General features: G+C 43.3%; 17 protein-coding genes and 2 pseudogenes. 14 read left to right on the forward strand and 5 right to left on the reverse strand.

Going from position 1 to position 18,894, the window contains the following annotated elements; genetic code table 11:
* Window positions 1–2 precede the first annotated feature (2 nt).
* The 14 genes and pseudogenes from CTT31_RS19025 to CTT31_RS19090 all read left to right on the forward strand — a co-directional run bounded on the left by CTT31_RS19025 (window position 3) and on the right by CTT31_RS19090 (window position 14,814).
* Complete coding sequence (locus CTT31_RS19025; protein ID WP_260492792.1) at window positions 3–887, forward strand: cation diffusion facilitator family transporter; 885 nt, start codon at window positions 3–5, stop codon at window positions 885–887.
* A 107-nt stretch (window positions 888–994) separates the two neighbouring features.
* Window positions 995–1,513 carry a hypothetical protein gene (locus tag CTT31_RS19030; RefSeq protein ID WP_211857341.1) on the forward strand — a complete coding sequence of 173 codons (519 nt, stop codon included), beginning with the start codon at window positions 995–997 and terminating at the stop codon, window positions 1,511–1,513.
* A 14-nt stretch (window positions 1,514–1,527) separates the two neighbouring features.
* Window positions 1,528–2,139: a superoxide dismutase gene (locus tag CTT31_RS19035; protein ID WP_211857339.1), complete on the forward strand. Its 612-nt coding sequence runs from the start codon at window positions 1,528–1,530 to the stop codon at window positions 2,137–2,139.
* 142 nt (window positions 2,140–2,281) lie between these two features.
* Window positions 2,282–3,640 carry an AlkA N-terminal domain-containing protein gene (locus tag CTT31_RS19040; protein ID WP_260492793.1) on the forward strand — a complete coding sequence of 453 codons (1,359 nt, stop codon included), beginning with the start codon at window positions 2,282–2,284 and terminating at the stop codon, window positions 3,638–3,640.
* Window positions 3,637–4,098: a methylated-DNA--[protein]-cysteine S-methyltransferase gene (locus tag CTT31_RS19045; protein WP_039491647.1), complete on the forward strand. Its 462-nt coding sequence runs from the start codon at window positions 3,637–3,639 to the stop codon at window positions 4,096–4,098. Before CTT31_RS19040 ends, CTT31_RS19045 begins: the two co-directional genes overlap by 4 nt.
* Before the next feature lie 104 nt (window positions 4,099–4,202).
* Window positions 4,203–4,928, forward strand: coding sequence for a type 2 periplasmic-binding domain-containing protein (locus CTT31_RS19050; RefSeq protein WP_249122359.1), 726 nt, complete (start codon window positions 4,203–4,205; stop codon window positions 4,926–4,928).
* A 56-nt stretch (window positions 4,929–4,984) separates the two neighbouring features.
* The gene (locus CTT31_RS19055; protein WP_010374832.1) at window positions 4,985–5,563 is read left to right on the forward strand and encodes a thymidine kinase; all 579 of its coding nucleotides are present in this window, start codon (window positions 4,985–4,987) and stop codon (window positions 5,561–5,563) included.
* Between the two features lie 179 nt (window positions 5,564–5,742).
* Window positions 5,743–7,137 (forward strand): ATP-binding protein, encoded by a 1,395-nt coding sequence (locus CTT31_RS19060; RefSeq protein WP_211857335.1) that lies wholly within the window; start codon window positions 5,743–5,745, stop codon window positions 7,135–7,137.
* A gap of 401 nt (window positions 7,138–7,538) precedes the next feature.
* On the forward strand, window positions 7,539–8,795 hold the full coding sequence (locus CTT31_RS19065; protein ID WP_260492794.1) for an efflux RND transporter periplasmic adaptor subunit: 1,257 nt from the start codon (window positions 7,539–7,541) through the stop codon (window positions 8,793–8,795).
* A gap of 14 nt (window positions 8,796–8,809) precedes the next feature.
* Window positions 8,810–9,532 (forward strand): ABC transporter ATP-binding protein, encoded by a 723-nt coding sequence (locus tag CTT31_RS19070; RefSeq protein ID WP_045964506.1) that lies wholly within the window; start codon window positions 8,810–8,812, stop codon window positions 9,530–9,532.
* A gap of 3 nt (window positions 9,533–9,535) precedes the next feature.
* Window positions 9,536–10,848 (forward strand): annotated as a pseudogene (locus CTT31_RS19075) (ABC transporter permease).
* Between the two features lie 18 nt (window positions 10,849–10,866).
* A complete protein-coding gene (locus tag CTT31_RS19080; RefSeq protein ID WP_260492795.1) occupies window positions 10,867–12,069 on the forward strand; it encodes an ABC transporter permease in 1,203 nt (400 codons plus the stop codon).
* A 106-nt stretch (window positions 12,070–12,175) separates the two neighbouring features.
* Window positions 12,176–13,516, forward strand: a complete 1,341-nt coding sequence (locus tag CTT31_RS19085; RefSeq protein WP_211857332.1) for a sigma-54-dependent transcriptional regulator — start codon at window positions 12,176–12,178, stop codon at window positions 13,514–13,516.
* Window positions 13,517–13,524: 8 nt separating this feature from the next.
* Window positions 13,525–14,814 carry a sensor histidine kinase gene (locus tag CTT31_RS19090; protein WP_211857331.1) on the forward strand — a complete coding sequence of 430 codons (1,290 nt, stop codon included), beginning with the start codon at window positions 13,525–13,527 and terminating at the stop codon, window positions 14,812–14,814.
* 39 nt (window positions 14,815–14,853) lie between these two features.
* On the opposite strand, the gene CTT31_RS19095 is transcribed toward CTT31_RS19090, so the two are convergent.
* From CTT31_RS19095 to CTT31_RS19115, 5 genes and pseudogenes are all read right to left on the reverse strand, one after another.
* The gene (locus CTT31_RS19095) at window positions 14,854–15,492 is read right to left on the reverse strand and encodes a 2OG-Fe(II) oxygenase (protein ID WP_260492796.1); all 639 of its coding nucleotides are present in this window, start codon (window positions 15,490–15,492) and stop codon (window positions 14,854–14,856) included.
* A gap of 63 nt (window positions 15,493–15,555) precedes the next feature.
* Window positions 15,556–16,029: a low molecular weight protein-tyrosine-phosphatase gene (locus CTT31_RS19100; RefSeq protein WP_260492797.1), complete on the reverse strand. Its 474-nt coding sequence runs from the start codon at window positions 16,027–16,029 to the stop codon at window positions 15,556–15,558.
* 128 nt (window positions 16,030–16,157) lie between these two features.
* Window positions 16,158–17,327, reverse strand: a complete 1,170-nt coding sequence (gene hmpA, locus CTT31_RS19105; RefSeq protein WP_211857328.1) for an NO-inducible flavohemoprotein — start codon at window positions 17,325–17,327, stop codon at window positions 16,158–16,160.
* Between the two features lie 25 nt (window positions 17,328–17,352).
* Window positions 17,353–18,570 (reverse strand): annotated as a pseudogene (locus CTT31_RS19110) (NnrS family protein).
* On the reverse strand, window positions 18,571–18,795 hold the full coding sequence (locus tag CTT31_RS19115; RefSeq protein ID WP_010374807.1) for a hypothetical protein: 225 nt from the start codon (window positions 18,793–18,795) through the stop codon (window positions 18,571–18,573). It lies immediately after the preceding pseudogene.
* Window positions 18,796–18,894: the final 99 nt, after the last annotated feature.

Here is an 18,894-nt window from a genome sequence, read left to right on the forward strand (position 1 = left end):
GTATGTCTCATGCACATCATCACCATCATGGAAACAAGCTCGGTTGGGCCGTATTTGTTAATATTCTACTGAGTGTCGCGCAGGTCGTTGGTGGCATTCTTTCTGGCAGTCTCTCTTTGGTTGCTGATGCGTTACATAATTTAAGTGACGCCGGTGCGCTTATTATCGCGTTAGTCGCTCAAAAAGTTGCAAGAAAGCCGGCCTCACTTGAACTCACTTATGGCTATCAACGCGCTGAAATAATCGGGGCGTTAATAAATAGCGCGATACTCATTGTTGTTGGGGTTTATCTGCTATTTGAGGCGATTTCTCGATTTTTAAATCCAGAGCCAATTGATGGCTGGATAGTGGTGTGGCTCGCGGCCTTGGCGTTAGTTATCGATGTTATCACAGCGCTTATTACCTATTCTGCAGGTGCAAAAACCAGCCTAAATATTCGTGCGGCATTTATTCACAATGTTTCTGATGCTGCGGCTTCCGTTGCGGTGATCGTGGCTGGAACATTAATCATCTTATATCAATGGTATGTGGTGGATCTTATCGCCACTGTGTTGATCTCCGCGTACGTGATTTACCATGGCGTAGAACTGAGTAAAAGTAGTATTAGAATTCTCATGCAGGCAACGCCAGATAATATGAATATTCAAGAAGTGAAGGAATACCTTGAGACTCAAGAGAATGTTAAGACAGTAAGCCATATTCATGTTTGGCAGCTCAATGAGCATGAATATATTTTAGAGGCGCAAGTTGTCATTACGTCCTTGAGCGACCAAAGCACGCTAGTGCGGTTAAAAGAGGGGTTACAGTCGCGGTTTGGATTGTCGCATACCACACTTGAATTAACCGAGGACTCTTTGGTAACACATCAGTGTGTAGAAATTAAATAAATACAAATGAAAATGGTTTGCATTAATGTTTGTGTGATCGTATAGTGCCCCAATAGCTTATACTGGTTTGCTTGCACAAGTAAGCTAGTTCGGTAATAGGGTAGAATATGAAAAATCGCATGGACCTTAGTGCAAATCGCTTCGCCAGCGGAGCTTGCGCGTTATCTTCAGTGCTGTCACCTTGGCAAGCTAAAATACTCTCTGGTAATCAAGCATATCAAGCGCAAATATTTCTGCGTGCTCGTGACGAATATCAAGTTGCATTGACACTCGCAACAGGTATTTTAGATGAGTTTTTATTATGTCAAAAAGACAGTGTCGTGATGAGTGCCATAGCGCACAGTTTACCTGCCGTCGTGGTATCCGCGCATAATCTAGCTGACACCTTTATTGCACTTGATCAACCAAATAGAGCGTGCCAGCAACTTATCTCAATCCATCTGAAGATACATGCAACCTACCTTGAATATAACAACGAACTTGCACCTATCGTCTTGCATCATTTGCATAAAACTCGACAAGAGTTAATCCATTTTGCAAAACGCTATCCGCACTTACCTGAGCTGATTCATCAAATTAACGAAGCGATGCTGGTTACGCACCTGCATTCTCGCGTTTTACATTAACATTTGGAGGTCGAATGGCTTATACCTTACCTGAGTTACCGTACGCATATGATGCACTGGAACCACATATCGACGCGAAAACGATGGAGATCCATCATACTTTGCATCATCAGACATATATAAATAAAGCAAACGCCGCGTTAGAGGGGACGGAGTTCGCAGGCAAAGACACCGAAACGTTGCTGAGAAATATTAAAACGTTACCTGAAAACTTACAAAAAGCAGTGCAAGAACATGTCGGCGGGCACAATAACCATAGTTTGTTCTGGCAAATTATGACTCCAAATTATGCGCCTCTATGTGACGGGCCGTTAAAACAAGCGATAGAAAGTGAGCTCGGTGGTTTTGATAGCTTTAAAACTGAATTTACAAACGCTGCTGTCAGTCGATTTGGCAGTGGCTGGGCATGGTTAGTTGTAGATGAAAATGGCAAGTTAGCGGTGACGAGTAGTCTTAACCAAGATAGTCCCTACATGGAGCAGCACACCCCAATATTGGGTTTAGATGTGTGGGAACATGCTTATTACCTCAAATATCAGAATCGTCGACCAGAATACATCGCGGCTTTTTACAACGTCATTAATTGGTCCGAAGTCGAGCGCAGATATAATCAAGCAATAGGTTAGTACTTTTCTTATTTCCTCAGTTAGTTAAGCCCCTAGTGGGCTTTTTTCATGAATACTCCAAACATGGTTGAGTACCAAAAATGGCTAGTTTGCTATAGTGATAGCTATTAGACTGAGTGAAAACGAAGTACGAGCGAAAGTCATGTATACACCAGAAGTTTGTTCTCAAGCTAGAAATAGTCGCGATGCTAGATTTGATGGGTTGTTTTTTGTTGCGGTCAAGAGCACCGGCATTTATTGTCGGCCAATATGCCCAGCACCTGCTGCAAAAGAAAAGAATGTAGAGTATTTTCAATTTGCCCACAATGCTGCGCAAGCAGGCTTTAGGCCTTGTATTCGCTGCCGTCCCGATAGTGCACCGGGTAGTTATGCATGGCTTGGCACTGAAACAACCGCAGTTAGAGCCAAAAAGTTAATCGATGAGGGAGCCTTAATACGTCATTCGACAGAAGACTTAGCCGATAGGTTAGGCATTTCGGTCCGTTACTTAAATAAAGTATTCAATCAATACTTTGGTACCAGCCCCAAACAATATGCACTTTATAAGCAATGTGACTTAGCTAAGCAGCTGTTACAGCAAAGTGACCTTCCTGTCACGCAAGTCGCGTTTGCCGCCGGGTTTAATTCATTACGACGCTTTAATGATGCATTCCAAAAGCTGTATCAGTTATCACCAAGTCAACTTAGAAAAGACGCCGGTAGTGGCTCTGCCATTGCGATTTACTTGTCTTATCGGCCACCGTACAACTGGGATAAAATGCAGCAGTTTTTAGCGATGAGAATTGTGCCAGGTATCGAGTGGTTAACAGAAAACAGTTATGGGCGAACCGTCATGATACAAGGTGAAACAGGGCGTTTCACCGCGACAATCGAGCCTGAAAAACATCGCTTTAAAGTGGCTATCGCGCTCAGCGATTTATCCTTGTTAGTTCAGATGATTGCACAGATCAGGCGGGTGTTAGATTTAGATGCGGACACCTGTTTTATTGAGTCTCACCTTCATGAAGCCGCGCCTGATTTGCCGCTACAAGAGGGACTCAGATTACCCGGGATCTGGAGTGAGTTTGAAGCGGGCATGAGAGCTATTTTAGGTCAACAAATCAGTGTTCAAGCGGCAAGAAACTTACTCGTTTTATTGGTCGAAACGCTCGGTGAGGTGGCTGAAGATGGCATGCGTTATTTCCCTAAGCCTAAGGCCGTATTTGATAGTGATCTTGCCTTTTTCAAAATGCCTGAACGACGAAAGGCGGCTATTAAAGCTTTTGCTGAACAATACGTTGGTTCGGAACATGTTGAACTTGATAACTGGTTAAATATTAAAGGTATAGGTCCTTGGACTGTCGACTATGCAAAAATGCGCGGATTGAGTCACCCAGACATATACTTGGGTGGTGATTTGGGTGTCAAAAAGGCAATGGAAAAATCCTTAAAAACAATAGATATTGAAAAGTGTGCTCCTTTTCGTTCTTATCTAACTTTTCAACTATGGCAACAATTATGATTGAAACTACATTAGCCTCACCCACTGGAGAGTGGATAATACAAGCATCCAACAATGGTTTACGATATGTCGGCTTTTTTCCAAAAGCGCGCTACGAGCAAGGGGAAAATCGGCATACAGAAATGGCAAAAAAACAGTTAACAGAATACTTTGCTGGCAAACGCCAACGCTTTGATGTGGCGCTTGATGTGGATGGTACGCACTTTCAAAAGCAAGTCTGGCAGGTGTTGGCACAAGTACCATTTGGTGAAACGCATAGCTATGGTTGGATAGCTGAGCGCTTAGGTAATAAAAATGCTGTCCGTGCAGTTGGCGCTGCTAACGGCAAAAATCCAATTAGTATCATCGTGCCTTGTCATCGCATTATTGGTGCAAATGGCAAACTAACAGGATATGCTGGCGGACTTGAAGCGAAAGAGTGGTTGTTACAACATGAGGGAGTGAGCTTCAAAAAATAGAGTATACTAGTGGTTAATCGTTGTTATTTCGATTTACTACATGTTTGGAGTGAATGTTGAGACTGCTATTTATTGCTTTTTGCGTTTTTACTTCGTGGGCCTGTATGGCAACAGAGGTTCGCTTTTGTTATGAAGATAAACATGCTCCACCCTTTATCCATGGTGCAGGACAAACTGTGCCATCGGCAAATCCAGGCGTCACGATCCAGATAGTGCAACAGCTTGACGAGCACGTAAAAGAGGTGAGCTTCACCTACACTCGAAAACCATGGAGCCGTTGTTTGCATGAACTGGAAAATGGCAAAGTTGATGCTGTGGTGGCAAGCCATCGAGCGTCTAGAGAAGGGCAAATGGAGTATCCAAAGAATCCCGATGGCACGATTGCACAGCAATATGCAATTAATCGGATCAGCACTTGTTTACTCAAAAGCAAAACTAACAAAGCAACATTAAATCTGAGCAAAGAAATAGAACTCGCAGTCCCTCGTGGCTATGCTATTCGAGAAAGTATGCCTAAGCATTTTTCCATATTTGAAACCGACTCGTTGGAGCATGCTATTGCACTGGTTGAAAATGAATTACTTGATGCGACCATTGGCCTTTGCCAAATCGGTAATATGCCAATCACATTATCGCCCCCCTTTAACCACTTAGAAGCGGTTTTTCCACCGTTAGAAACGTCGTTTGGTTTTATGGCATTTTCTGAGCAGTTTTATCAGCAGCACCCTGAGTTAAGCTGGCAAGTGTGGCGTGCAAGTCAGCTTATTAACCTCGATACCTTATATAGTGAGTATTTGCGTTCGCAACCCAGCCAAATGGATAAGCAATAGATCTTTTAATCGTTAGCCAGTAAACTAGCGCGAATTTGTATTTCGAAATATCTATTATGGCCCAGCTTTATTTTTACTATTCGGCAATGAATGCCGGTAAATCTACGACTTTATTGCAGTCAGCATTTAACTACCGAGAGCGAGGCATGCGCCCGTTTATTATCACCGCTGCAATTGATAACCGTGCTGGAGTGGGCAAAGTAGCGTCTCGTATCGGCTTAGAAGCTGAGGCGCAAGTTTTTGAAAGCCAAACAGATGTGAAAGCATTACTGATGTCTGCCCATACAGAGAATAAAATTGACTGTGTATTGGTAGATGAGTGCCAGTTTCTAACAAAAGCTCAAGTCGCAGAGCTGACGGATATCGTCGATGAGCTGCGGATCCCGGTATTATGCTATGGTCTTAGAACTGACTTTCGTGGTGAGCTGTTTGAAGGCTCGCAATATTTGCTGGCGTGGGCAGATAAATTGATTGAGCTAAAAACCATCTGTCACTGCGGTCGCAAAGCAAACCGAGTGCTTCGCACCGATGAGCACGGTAAAGCTATTGCGGATGGCGATCAAGTTGTGATTGGTGGTAACGATAGGTATGTTTCTCTTTGTAGAAAACACTATAAGGATGCCCTAAGCGCATAAGTATATTCAAACCTGATGTACTGTGAAGAGTGGCTTCTTAACAGTACAGATCCCGTTCTTGTCACTCAGCATTTCTTCCTACCATAGTGCTAAATATATACCATTTTATGGTGCGAATAATTTGGTAAACCTGCGGATTTGTACCATCCTTAAGAAATAGGAGTAAGGGTGTCATTTTAATGAGTCAGCAGCCATTATCTTTCTTAAACGTTTCAGAGCCTGATGAACAAAGCCTAGGTGAGTGTGCATCTCCTTGGGTCGTGTTGATTGTCGATGATGAACCTGAAGTCCACGATGTGACTAAACTTGTGTTAACGGCTTACAGGTTTGAATTAAAACCGCTTGAACTACTCCATGCCTACAGCAAAAAAGAGGCAATTGATATCCTTAGCAATCGAGATGATGTTGCATTAGTGTTGCTCGATGTCATCATGGAAAGCGAAGAAGCGGGTTTAGAATGTGCGCAATACATACGTGAAGAACTTGGCTATCATAACGTGAGAATAGTACTACGCACCGGCCAGCCCGGCAGTGTGCCGGAACATGAAGTCATGCTGCGCTATGATATCAATGACTATAAAAACAAAACTGACCTCACAAAATCTCGTCTATTCACTATGTTAACTAGCTCGCTGCGCTCTTATCGAGATTTAAATCGACTTGAGTTGTTGACCGATGAACTAACCAAACTTAACGAAGGATTGGAAGAAAAGGTCAAGCAGCGCACCCATGAACTTGAGTCGTCAAATGATGCCTTAAGAGAGGCATATAATCGTATTGCTGAGCAGCAGCAAGCCTTAATCCAATCAGAAAAGCTCGCTTCAGTAGGACAGTTTGCTGCTGGTGTAGCCCATGAAATAAATAATCCGCTTGCGTACTTAAAAAGTAACTTAGAGTTTGTACAAAGTTCGTTGGTTAAGTTGTATCGAGCTTGGCAATTTTTGGCAAATAACTCGCAACTCTCGCCTGAATGTGCAAAATCGCTGAGTGAATTGGAAAAAGAGTATCAGCTAAACTGGGCTTTGAGTGAAAGTGATGATGTGATGGCTGAAATGCACTCAGGACTCGACAGAATTCAACTGATTGTTAAAGAGCTGAGTGTGTTTTTTGAGAGCAATCAAACTCAGTTTCAGCAAGTAGAATTCTATTCTCAAATTATGGATTCTGTGATGATTAATTTGGAGTTGGATGGTACAAACTTGAGCCTAATTGAATTTGAAAAAGGAGAGCGGTTTGAGTTGCACTGTGCCCCAGCACTCCTAGAACACAGTATTTACTGCCTCATAAAGAACGCTTTAGAAAGTACGGGTAGAATGCGAAAGGCCATTAAAATAAACACGAAAGTTGAGGATCAAACACTCTCTATCGATATCTTCGATTGTGGTGAGGGGATTGCGGATAAGCTGGTACATCGAGTATTTGATCCGTTTTATACCACTAAAGCCTCAGAAAAGCATGTGGGACTTGGGTTAACTATTGCATCGAATATCATAAAATCTCACGGTGGTGAACTGCTCATAAAATCTACTATCGGTAAAGGCACCAGAGCGACTATAAATTTGCCACTTATTTGAGTTCCACTCTGGTTAATGCACTCTCCAATTATTAAATCTGAACTTAAAGAAATCAGTTAGTTCGCTATCTATCCAATCCTTAGGTTATCTCTTCAGTCGATATATTAAGATGCAGAAATGTGGCGACTGACACTTATAGCGCTATAACTTTAGGTGAAGAAGTGTCCGCTGCGGACACTTTTTCCGTCCGCGGACACATTTCATCCACTTCTAAAATAAAATAAATCAATAATATCAATACCTTAAGTTTTGGCACAAAGTTCGCCTCTTTTACTGCATACAAACTAATGAAGAAGATACGTTATGTGGTTAAGTACTGCTTTTTTAATTTCACCCTTGATGATGTTGGCTGTAGCAACGGTCGTGGCGGTATTTGACTCGTTAATTCGAGGAGAATCATTATGATTAAAGACACAAGCGGGCAAGACGAAGTGCTCCAAACTGGTAAATCCAAAAAGAAGCTTGGTCTTGTAATAGCGGGTGTTGTAATTATTGCAGCGCTTAGTGCACAAGTCGTGTTTGGTGGACCCAATGCGAGTAGCTCCGTGGCCAAAGATAGAGTGCAAATTGCAGCCGTGACTTTCGGCGAGTTTACCCGCGATATTGCCGCCACAGGTTTTGTCGTTGCTGCAAATGCACCACAAATTTACAGTCCGGAGCAGGGTTATGTCTCTTTACAGGTTAAAGCGGGTGATAGCGTGACTCAAGGTGAAGTGCTAGCCACGGTCAAAAGTCCAACTTTAACCAACCAGCTCCAACAAGAAGAAGCGGAGCTGCAAAGACTGAGTGGTGAGCTTGAAGGGAAAAAGTTAGATGTTAGACGTCAAAACTTGGCGTTAAATCGCTCCTTAGATCTCGCTCGTGTCGAACTATTAGCGGCAGATAGAGAGGACCGACGAGCTCAGTTATCTATCCAAAAAAACCTCATCAGCCAAATTGATTTAGAAGAAGCGCAAGACGACCTCGCGCGGGCAAAATTAAACTTCAATCATGCAGAGCAAGAAGTTGCGCTAGGCAAAGATACCTTGGCCTTTGAACTTAAATCTGTTGAGAATCAGCTTGAGAGGCAACGTTTAATTGTTGAAGAATTAAAACGTCAAGTTGCAAGTTTAGATGTGATTGCGCCGGTTTCAGGCATAGTCGGTAATTTACTAGTTGATCAAAATGCGCTTGTTAATGCCAATCAGGGGTTGATGAAGCTCGTTGACTTAAGTGCTTATGAAGCCGAGCTGCAGGTTCCTGAAAGTTATGCGGCAGAGCTTGGGCTCGGGATGGCTGTCGAACTTAGGATTGGCAACCAAAATATTTCTGGCGTGTTATCTGCGATTTCTCCAGAAGTAAATAACCGTGAAGTCACCACTCGAGTACGCTTTTCGGACGAAAACATTGATGGCATTAGACAAAATCAACGTTTGTCTGCTCGGATTTTACTAGAGCACAAAGAAAACACCTTAATGGTCAAACGTGGCGCTTTTATGAGTGAAGGTGGACACATTGCTTACAAACTAAGTGGTGATATCGCTGAGCGAATTGAGATCACTACCGGTACCTCAAGCATCAGTGAAGTTGAAGTGCTTAATGGCTTACAGCAAGGCGATCAAATCATCATCAGTAGTTACGACGCATTCGAACGTGCGCCCAGCATCTTATTAAGATAAGAAGGAAAATAATAATGTTAGTTATGAATAATATCGGCAAAGTATACCAAACTGATATGGTGCAAACACACGCACTCAGAGATTTTAACCTGCAAGTAAATGAAGGAGAGTTTATCGCGGTAACAGGTCCTTCAGGCTCAGGTAAAACGACCTTCTTAAATATTGCTGGGATGCTAGAAGGGTACTCTAGTGGTCAATATATGCTAGATGGGATTGATGTTGGTAAGCTCAACGACAATCAAAGAGCTGATCTGCGAAACCAAAAAATCGGTTTTATTTTTCAAGGCTTTAACCTTATCCCAGATTTAAACTTGTACGAAAATGTTGAAGTGCCATTACGCTATCGTGGTATCAAGGCTGCTGAGCGCAAGCGCAGAATTGAAAACTGCCTCGAGCAAGTTGGTCTTGCTGGCCGCGCAAAACATTTGCCACAACAGTTGTCCGGCGGACAGCAGCAGCGTGTGGCTATCGCAAGGGCGCTTGCTGGTGAGCCACGCTTTTTACTCGCCGATGAACCAACGGGGAATTTAGATAGTTTAATGGCGCGTCAGGTGATGGAATTACTAGAACAAATTAACCGTGACGGCGCAACGATAGTAATGGTTACCCATGATCCGGAGCTCGCAAGGCGTACACCAAGAAACATCCAAATTGTAGACGGACAGGTTGCGGATTTTACTTTGTATCAAGGTAAAGATGCGGCTTCACAAGCGTTGAAATCTCAGGTAGGAGCGTAAGTTATGTTTGCCCATTACCTTGATTTGGCATGGCGTAGCCTAAAAGCCACGCCGCTTGCGACTAGCCTAATGGCGCTGGCTATTGCCATTGGCATTGGCGTCACTATGGTGAGTTTGTCTGTGTATCACATGATGTCCGCCGATCCAATTCCAAGCAAAAGTAGCAAACTCTATGCTGTACAGCTACAAGTGATGGATGAGGGACAAACCTATCATTCAGCTGATGATATTCCCTTTCAGCTGACATTTTTAGATGCGAAAAACCTGTATCAAACGCTAAACATCGACAAAAAAGTCGCGATGTTTAAATCTGGTTTTGCGGTTCATGTAAACAACCCCGAAGTGAGCCCCATGTTGCAAACGACACGGTTAATAACCCGAGAGTTTTTCGCTATGTTTGAGCTGAATTTTTTGTATGGTGGAGTGTGGAGTCAAAGCCAAGCAGACAATGCTGCACCAGTGACTGTTATTGACGAAACTATCGCACAAAAGTTATTTGGTCGCAGTGATGTGGTGGGAGAAAGTATTTATTTAGCGCAGCGAAGATATCAAGTAGTAGGGGTCACTAAGGAGTGGCAGCCAAACGTTAAAATGTATGACTTAAACAATGGCGCGTTTGCTGATGCCGAGCGTATCTTCATTCCCTTCAGTCATGCGGCAGCTTATGAGATTGATACTTGGGGAAATACAAACGGTTGGAAGCGCGAAGAGATTAACAACTTCACGGACAAAATGAATTCAGAAATGCTTTGGACTCAGTTTTGGGTTGAATTAGAGAATGAAAAAGAGCAACAAGCGTTAGCAACACAACTAGATAATTACATCCAAACCCAACAAGATTTGGGAAGATTTAACCGTAAAACACGAGAATTTTCACTTCGAAATGTCACTGAATGGCTTGAGTACAATAATGTGGTTAGTGAAGATAACAAAGTCATGATTGGTTTAAGTTTTATGTTCCTTGCTGTTTGCTTAGCCAATATTCTTGGATTGTTACTTGCGAAATTTCTTAAACGTGCCCCTGATGTTGGCGTAAGAAGAGCACTTGGCGCAAGTAAAACGCAAGTCTTTTACCAACACTTGGTTGAAGTGGCGTTGCTTGGTTTTATGGGGGGGTGATAGGGATAGTTTTTGCTCAGCTTGGCTTATGGGGGATCCGCAAAACTAGCCATGTCTACGAAAGTCTTGCAACGATGGATGTCTCTATGCTGATAGCAGCGCCGAGCATCGCTATTGTGACTTGTATTCTTGCAGGGCTTTACCCAGCTTGGATAGTGTGTAAAACATCACCTGCTACTTATTTAAAAGTGCAATAAGGCAATAAGGAGAGTCCCATGTTGGAATTAAAACCCATTATCAATGCGTTATTGCGCTCTAAAGTCGGTGCTGTACTTGCTATCCTACAACTTGCCTTGACGTTGGCAATTGTCAGCAATTCGCTTTCTATTATTAGTGAGCGCGTCACCTATCTCAATAAGCCAACTGGCTATCCAGAAGAGTCGATAATCACCTTCAGTGTCATGTCGTTTGACGACAAGATAGATGCAAACCAGCAGCTTATCGTTGATGAGAGAATACTAAAAAGTATCCCTGGAGTTATAGAAGCCGTGGGAGTGAGCTCGGTTCCGCTTTCAGGAGGAGGCAGCAATTCGGGATTCAGCTTAACTCCAGAAGACGATGGTAAACATACAAACTCGGGGCATTTATACGCCAATGAACAAGTGATCCGTACCTTGGGCGTAAAATTGATAGAAGGCCGTGATTTCACATCTGGAGATGTCTTGATCTCAAGTGAATACGCTAAGCAACCAGATGTTGTTATTGCCAGTAAGGCTTTTACGGACGAGATATTTGGTGAGGGTAAAGGATTGGGCGAAACGATTTATTATGGTGGTGGCCCGTTAAAAGTCGTGGGGATTGTTGAGCGTATGACTAATGCTTGGCCGCGGTTTAGAAATGCTGATCGCTTAATTATTTTTCCCATGGTGAATGCGAATGAATTTCAAGATTTCTTAGTTCGCACCGATCCGAGTTTGCGTAGTGAAGTAATGAAAAGAATAGAGGCGGCGCTGCTTCAAGAAAATCCTAGTCGTGTGATCACAGGCATTAAAGGGCTTGATGAGGTGAAAGGAAAGTACAATTCTAAAGACCTATTGATGCTAAGAATGTTGCTAGTGCTAATCACTGCATTGGTCGTCGTGACGGCGCTGGGAATATTTGGTCTTACTCAGTTTAATATCAGTAAACGTACTAAACAGATTGGTACTCGCAGAGCTTTGGGGGCGCGTAAGTCTGCAATTGTTCGTTACTTTGTGGTAGAAAACCTCATTGTTTGTGCAATTGGCTTAGTACTTGGCACTGTGGCTACGGTTTTCCTAGGACAAAAGCTAATGTCTTTGTATTCAGTGCCGCCGCTAGAAGTAAGCTATATTTTGATAACGGCGCTGGGGCTTATCGTGCTCTGTATCGCGTCAGTTATTTTTCCTGCTAAAAAGGCGGCGAACATTTCACCGAGTATTGCAACAAGAAGTGTATAACCCTTATGCTAATCAGGTTGTGCGAGCAGCCTGATTAGCATTACGTAACTTGCCTTGTATTAGTTGTGCTAGTATAGGTAACACGTAATAACAAGAATAAAATCATATGGATAAAATCTTAATTGTGGATGATAACCCAGCAGTGCTTGATGCACTGTCATTGTTACTTGAGCTGCATGATTATCAAGTGGTTACCACGTGCTCACCGTTAGAAGCAATTAAAGTGGTGTCGTTTCAGCAGATTGCACTAGTTATCCAAGATATGAACTTTAGTGCAGACACCACATCAGGAGAGGAGGGGGCTGCGCTATTTCACCAATTGAAAGCATTAAATGCAAAACTCCCTATTATCTTATTAACGGCTTGGACAGAGCTCACCACGGCGGTTGAACTGGTAAAAGCAGGAGCGGCAGACTATCTAGCTAAGCCGTGGGACGATCAAAAGTTACTCACCACGATTGCAAACCTCATTGCGCTTGGTGAGGCACATAAGCAAGTTGCAAACTTTGAACGGGCTGAACAAGAACGCCAACAGTTTAATCAAGGTGCGGATTTATGCGGGTTTGTATATAAATCGGTGGCGATGCAGCGAGTCATAGATATGGCGCTGCAAGTCGCTAAATCTGATGTGTCAGTGTTAATAACCGGTCCAAATGGTAGCGGTAAAGAAAAAATCGCAGAGATCATTCAAGCGAACTCACCACTAAAAAACCAACCCTTCGTAAAAGTGAATGCAGGCGCGCTCCCAAGTGACTTAATCGAAGCTGAGTTATTTGGTGCTGAGAGCGGTGCTTATACCGGCGCGAATAAGCAGCGTATTGGTCGCTTTGAAGCTGCTGATAAAGGCACGTTATTTTTGGATGAGATTGGTAATTTACCTCTTCCTGGGCAAACAAAATTGCTACGTGTTTTGCAAAGTGGCGAGTTTGAGAGGTTGGGTTCAGTCGAGACAAAAAAAGTCTCGGTTCGTGTCATCTCAGCAACGAACGCGGATCTGCTAGCGGATATTCGAGGGGGGAAATTTCGTGAGGATCTATATTATCGCTTAAATGTCATCGAGCTAAACTTACCCGCGCTGTCAAAGCGAGTGGATGATATTTTACCTTTGGTCGCGCATTTTTTACCTGCAAGGGGGCTTACTTCGGATGCCCAGCAAGCATTATGTGAACACCCTTGGCCTGGTAACGTACGGGAGCTTGAAAATGCCTGTAAACGGGCGGCTGTATTGAACCCTGATGGCGAGCTCAGTGCGAAGGATTTTGGTCTTGATGTGCAGGCAAATACAGCACAAGTTAGCGTATCACATACCATACGAGAACCCAGTAAAGAAGAATTGGAGCAGGCGCTCAAGACTCATCTTGGTGTGATTGCGAAAGTGGCGCGACACTTTAACATGAGTAGACAAGCGCTTTATCGTCGCTTGCAAAAGTTTGGCATTGAATATTAAGGACAATAATGACGACATCGCAGCAACATGCATTGATCATAGCTATCAGTATTATGATTGGCCTTATTCCTTTATGGTTTTTACTCGATGATCACAGCGGTTTCATTGTAATAGTACTGGGCTCCGTCAGTGTTGCGCTTGTGCTGTATAAACTATTTATGCGTGAAAACAAAGCGGGGTGGGAGGCATTAGAAGTCGGCTTGATGAACTTTAAAGATGGCGAATTTTCTACGTCCATTACCTATAACGCTAACAATGAGCTCGGTCGACTGTGTCAGCTATTCAATGAAACGGCAAAACAGTTAAGAGATGAAAAACAATGGATTTATCAGCGTGAGCTGATGCTTGATAAAGTGCTAGAGTCGTCACCTCAGGTACTTGTCCTCGTCGACTCACAAGATGTGGTGGTATTTGCCAACAATAGTGCAAAAACGTTTTTTAACTGTGAGCATCGCCTTGAAGGTGAGCGTTTTAGTAAGTTGTTATCCGGAGTTCCCGATGAACTTCAGCACGCTGCAAACAACCAACTTGATGGCTTGTTCTCAATACAAAACAGCTGTGGTGAGTCGCAAATGTGGCATCTCGCCAACGGTGAGTTATTACTCAACAACCACTTTCACAAATTATATATTTTTAAGCAATTCACTCGAGAGTTGAGCCGCCAAGAAGTGCAAGTTTGGAAGAAAGTGATCCGCATCATTAGCCATGAGTTAAACAACTCATTAGGGCCTATTTCATCTATGCTGCACAGTGGACAGATCTTGGCTGAACGCGTGGATGAACCTAGGCTAAGTCGAGTCTTTGCGACGATAGAAGAGCGCATTGTGCACCTTAGTGAGTTTGTTCAGGGCTATGGTAAGTTCGCTAAACTTCCTCTGCCAAACATTGAATCTGTGGATTTGCAGGTTTTGTGTGAGCGGCTGCAAAGCCATTGGTCATTCCAATATCAGCTTAATCAAACGCAATTACAGGCGGACACGACACAGTTAGAACAGTTACTTATTAATTTGATAAAGAATGCGACCGAGTCTGGCTCAGAGATAGAGGAAATCTGTGTTCAATCTGAGCAGCGCAGCGACGAAGCTTATATTTGGGTGCTCGATAGAGGCGAAGGCATGAGTGACACTGTGATGGCGAACGCCTTAATTCCATTTTACTCTACCAAAGCGTCAGGAACAGGGCTTGGTTTAGCGCTGTGCAGAGAAATTGTGGAAGCACACAACGGTAAGATCAGCCTCTATAATCGCGAAGGTAAAGGTTTGTGCGTCGAAATTCGGTTACCGAACAAATTATCCTGAGTTTACTCAGGATAATAAACTTAAGACTGAGCTCATCAATTATTTTGGTGGATCAATCGAATGATTAATGCTGGCGTTAACCCTAAACCACCCTGCAATTGAATAGCGCTTTTCGTTGGCAACCAGTACTTCATGAGGAAATTCATCACTTAAAAAGGTAACTAGCGTGCCGTAACTTGGCAGTACCGTTGTGAGTATCTCGTCGTGATTATCGGGATTGTAAACAACTAGTTCGCCGCCATTGTCTGACGCCCAAGACTGATTTAAGTACAATACCGTGGTCAGAATTCGGTTGGTCTTTCCCTTAAAGGCGTCCATATGCTTTTTGTAAAACGCCCCTGGAGGATAAATGGCAAAGTGGCTTTCATAACTAAAGAGTCCCATAAACAGCCGTCTGTTTAAATAGGACTTTAGCTCGCCCATGTAGTTGAGCCAAACAGATTCCAACTCATTGCTGGTGTCTAACCAGTGAATTTTATCTCTGCGAATTTTCTTATTTTGCTCGTGAGAGGCTAAACGACCAATTCCAGCTTGCTTAAAATCATCACTGCTGAGTTCTGCTATTCTCAATTCTAACTTGGATAAAATGTCGGGACTGACGAAATTTGGCAAAATACTAATGCCTGTGGTTTGTAAGTCCTGAGCTAATTTCTCGAACGGAAATTCTAAATCTAACAATAGCGGCGCCTCTGAAAAAGGTCTTTTTACCGCTTTGTTTGGTACCGATCCAGCGAGTTAATTTTACCTTGTCGATAAGCGAATTTTGTTAATGATGTTTTCACTGGCGGCTTCGATTAAATCAAGCACATGTTCAAAGCCACGTTCACCACCATAATAAGGATCGGGCACTTCATGCTCAGTCATGTCACCAAACGCTAAAAACAGCTGAACTTTATGCGCTAAGTCGTTAGGACAAATGGAGAGTAGATCGCGGTAATTAGCGTTGTCTGCACACAAAACTAAGTCGTAATCTTCAAAATCGCTGGGTTTTACTTGCTGCGCTGATATGTCTGAAAAGTCATACCCTCTTGCGCTGCCTGCTGCGACACTTCGTGGATCCGGAGGGTTACCTTGATGATAGCCAATGGTGCCAGCGGAATCGATACGGATTGTTAACTCTGTTGCTGCGAGTTTATGCTTTAATACCGCCTCCATAGTTGGAGAGCGGCAGATATTACCCATGCAGACGACTAAGATACTAGAAATTGCGCTCATATTGTTGTCCTTCAAGTACGCTTTTATACCAATAGTATTCATTCTCCAAGTCTACCGACTTTTTAATTCAGAGCAAAATATAAGGCGCCGGCTAATACCAACAGTATTAGGGCGCCAAATTTAACTCGTTAGTTTGGAAGGTTTTCGTGAGGACCGAATACCTCATAGAATATTTGCTCGGCTTGTACACCAGCATTCATCAGTTGGGTTTTGATAAAGCACATAAAGGCAACCGGACCGCATAGGTAGAACTCTCCATCTGTGAGCGGCAAAGTATCTTTGATTGCGTTGATATCCATCAGTCCGGAATGCGTACCGTCGGCTTCTGACTCCAACCAAGTAACCACATTAAAATCTCGGATATTGCTACCAAGATCATTGATTTCTTGGTTGAAACCTAAGTCACTGTGAGTTTTATTCGCGTGTAAAAAGTGTGCTTCGACTTCAGGTGAATGTTGGCTATGAACACCAAGCATGCAAAGCATAGGGGTTATTCCAACCCCTGCGCTAATGTATACCTTTGGACTGGCTGTGTGTTGTCTGACAAAGTCTCCAGCTGGTGGAGTGAGCTTGAGGGTGTCGCCCGCCTTAAGTGTATGAAGATATTGCGATACTGCACCGTCGTGTTTAGTAGAGATCCTAAGGTACGAACCATTGGGGGCAACAGACAAAGAGTATTGGCGGATCTGCTGAAACCCTGCCACTTCTTTTGGTACAAAGACAGAAACAAATTGTCCAGCTTGGTAATGAGGTAGGGCTTTACCGTCGACAGGCTTGAGATAAAAGCTTTTAATATTTTCAGTATTGCTTATCACCTTTTCAATTGTAAATTCACGAGTTCCTTGCCACCCACCTTGCTGCTCAAGCGCGGTTTGGTACAGGCCATGCTCTGCGGTGATAAATAAATCGGCTAAAAACTGGTAGGCACTAAGCCAAGCTTGCTCTATTTCATCTGTGAATTGATCGCTGAACTCGGCTTTGAGCGTTGCAATTAAATGTCGGCCAACAATAGCGTATTGCTCCGGTAAAATCCCAAGGCTAACGTGCTTATGGTTGATACGTAAAATGGCGTCACTGAGCACTTCTGGTTGATCAATGTAATTGGCATAGGCCGCTAATGCTGAAAATAGTGCCAATGGCTGTTTTCCCGAAGCTTGATGGGATTGGTTGAATACCCCTTTTAACTCTGGGTGTTGATTGAACATCCGATGATAAAACTTGGCGGTGATCTCGGGACCAACCTGAGCCAATAGCGGTGCACTTTGTTTTACCAACTCAATCGTATTGTGTGTAAGCATTAATATCTCCAGTTTGAGAGTAGAGTTAACCTATTCGCCCATCGACGCGTTTTTGTATCAGCATGGGCGTGAAGGTAATGGAAAAAAGCATAAAACCAAAAATCCAAGTCACAGCACTTAATAGCCATGCATTGTGCGGGTTTATAAAATGAATAAGGAAAGCGCGGATAAGACCTGATACCGCGATACAGATAAATGCCAGTGTAGTTGTCGTGCCTACCTGTAATAGTCGACCAGTGTGGCCCAAGGTAACGCGAGTCATCATGGCTAAGATCATTAATCCCATGCCATTAATTGCCACTAAGTGAAGGTGGCTACGTAAATGCTCTGGTGCAAAGGTATTGTTGTATGCGTTAATTATTAAACCCACTGCGATTGCACAATATGACAGGTACAGTGACCAAAGCAGCGGTACGTTAAATAATTTACCGTTAAACCAATAAATTGCTCTTATCGAGTGCAGTAGCCCAAGGAGCAGAAGTGCAGCACTCAAATAGTGAGTATTGGGTATTGTAAACTGCAGGATATAGGTGAAAACGCAGATGATGGAGAGGTAAAAGATCGCCCTGTCTAACCTTGGAGTATGTGGTTTTTGTGCTTGCTGCAATCCTCGGGCAATAAAAAACGGAATAACGCGGCCACCCACCACACCAATCAACAGCATGTAAGCAATAAGTGTTGCTTGGCTTGCAGCGCTTAGCAATGAGAAGTGCTGGTTGTGAAGTAAAATTAAAAATACGATGTTGCAGCCACACAACATGCTTACAGCAAAAATAAAAACACGATTGTTTTTGGATTTTGCATCAACAATTACGCTCGTTAAATTGAATAGTATAATGAGCCAAAAACTCAGTTGTAGTAGCAAGGTGATGATGATTGATGGAGTTGCCACAAAAAAGCTCAGCCTAGCGGCTCACCAAATAATACAGAGTGACAGCAGTGCGCCACCATGTAATGTCTGTCTTTGCGTCCAATTTTTTGCTGCGGTTAGCAAAAATCCGGCGACGACAGCACCGCCAAAGCCAAACAGCATCTCGTGGGCGTGCCAATAGGTCGCTGGGTAGCCATTACGCCAAACAACATTGCCATTGAGCAATAAAGCCCATACAGAAATGCTCACGACAGCGAATAACCCCGCGAGTAAAAATAGCGCTCTAAAGCCGAGCATCAACACGGGCCAAGTAGATGGTAAATACCAACACACTGCTTTTGGACTGGGCTCTTCTAGTTGGATTAAACTCATTTATTTAACCTCCAAACCTAGGTGGTATAGACAAACAAGGCGGATGACGTAGGCGAGCTTAATCAAGGCGGCCAATACGATAGTACTAATATGTGCTGCAATTTGTGAGAAGAGGCTGAAGCTTTCAACGCTAAAAAAACTCACTTGCAGTGACAGCATAAACGCTGCGAGAGAAGTGAAAATGGCGATGTTGCTATATCTTAAAAGTTGGTATGCACGGCTCATCGTTAACTCTGCGAATGTTGATATATAGACTGCACATTGCAGGTGTCACGCCAACTTTAAAATGCTATATAAATCATTGTATTAGTATTCTATTATTGA

Origin of the sequence: Pseudoalteromonas maricaloris (genome assembly GCF_024746855.1) — a bacterium.
Lineage (GTDB): Bacteria > Pseudomonadota > Gammaproteobacteria > Enterobacterales > Alteromonadaceae > Pseudoalteromonas > Pseudoalteromonas maricaloris.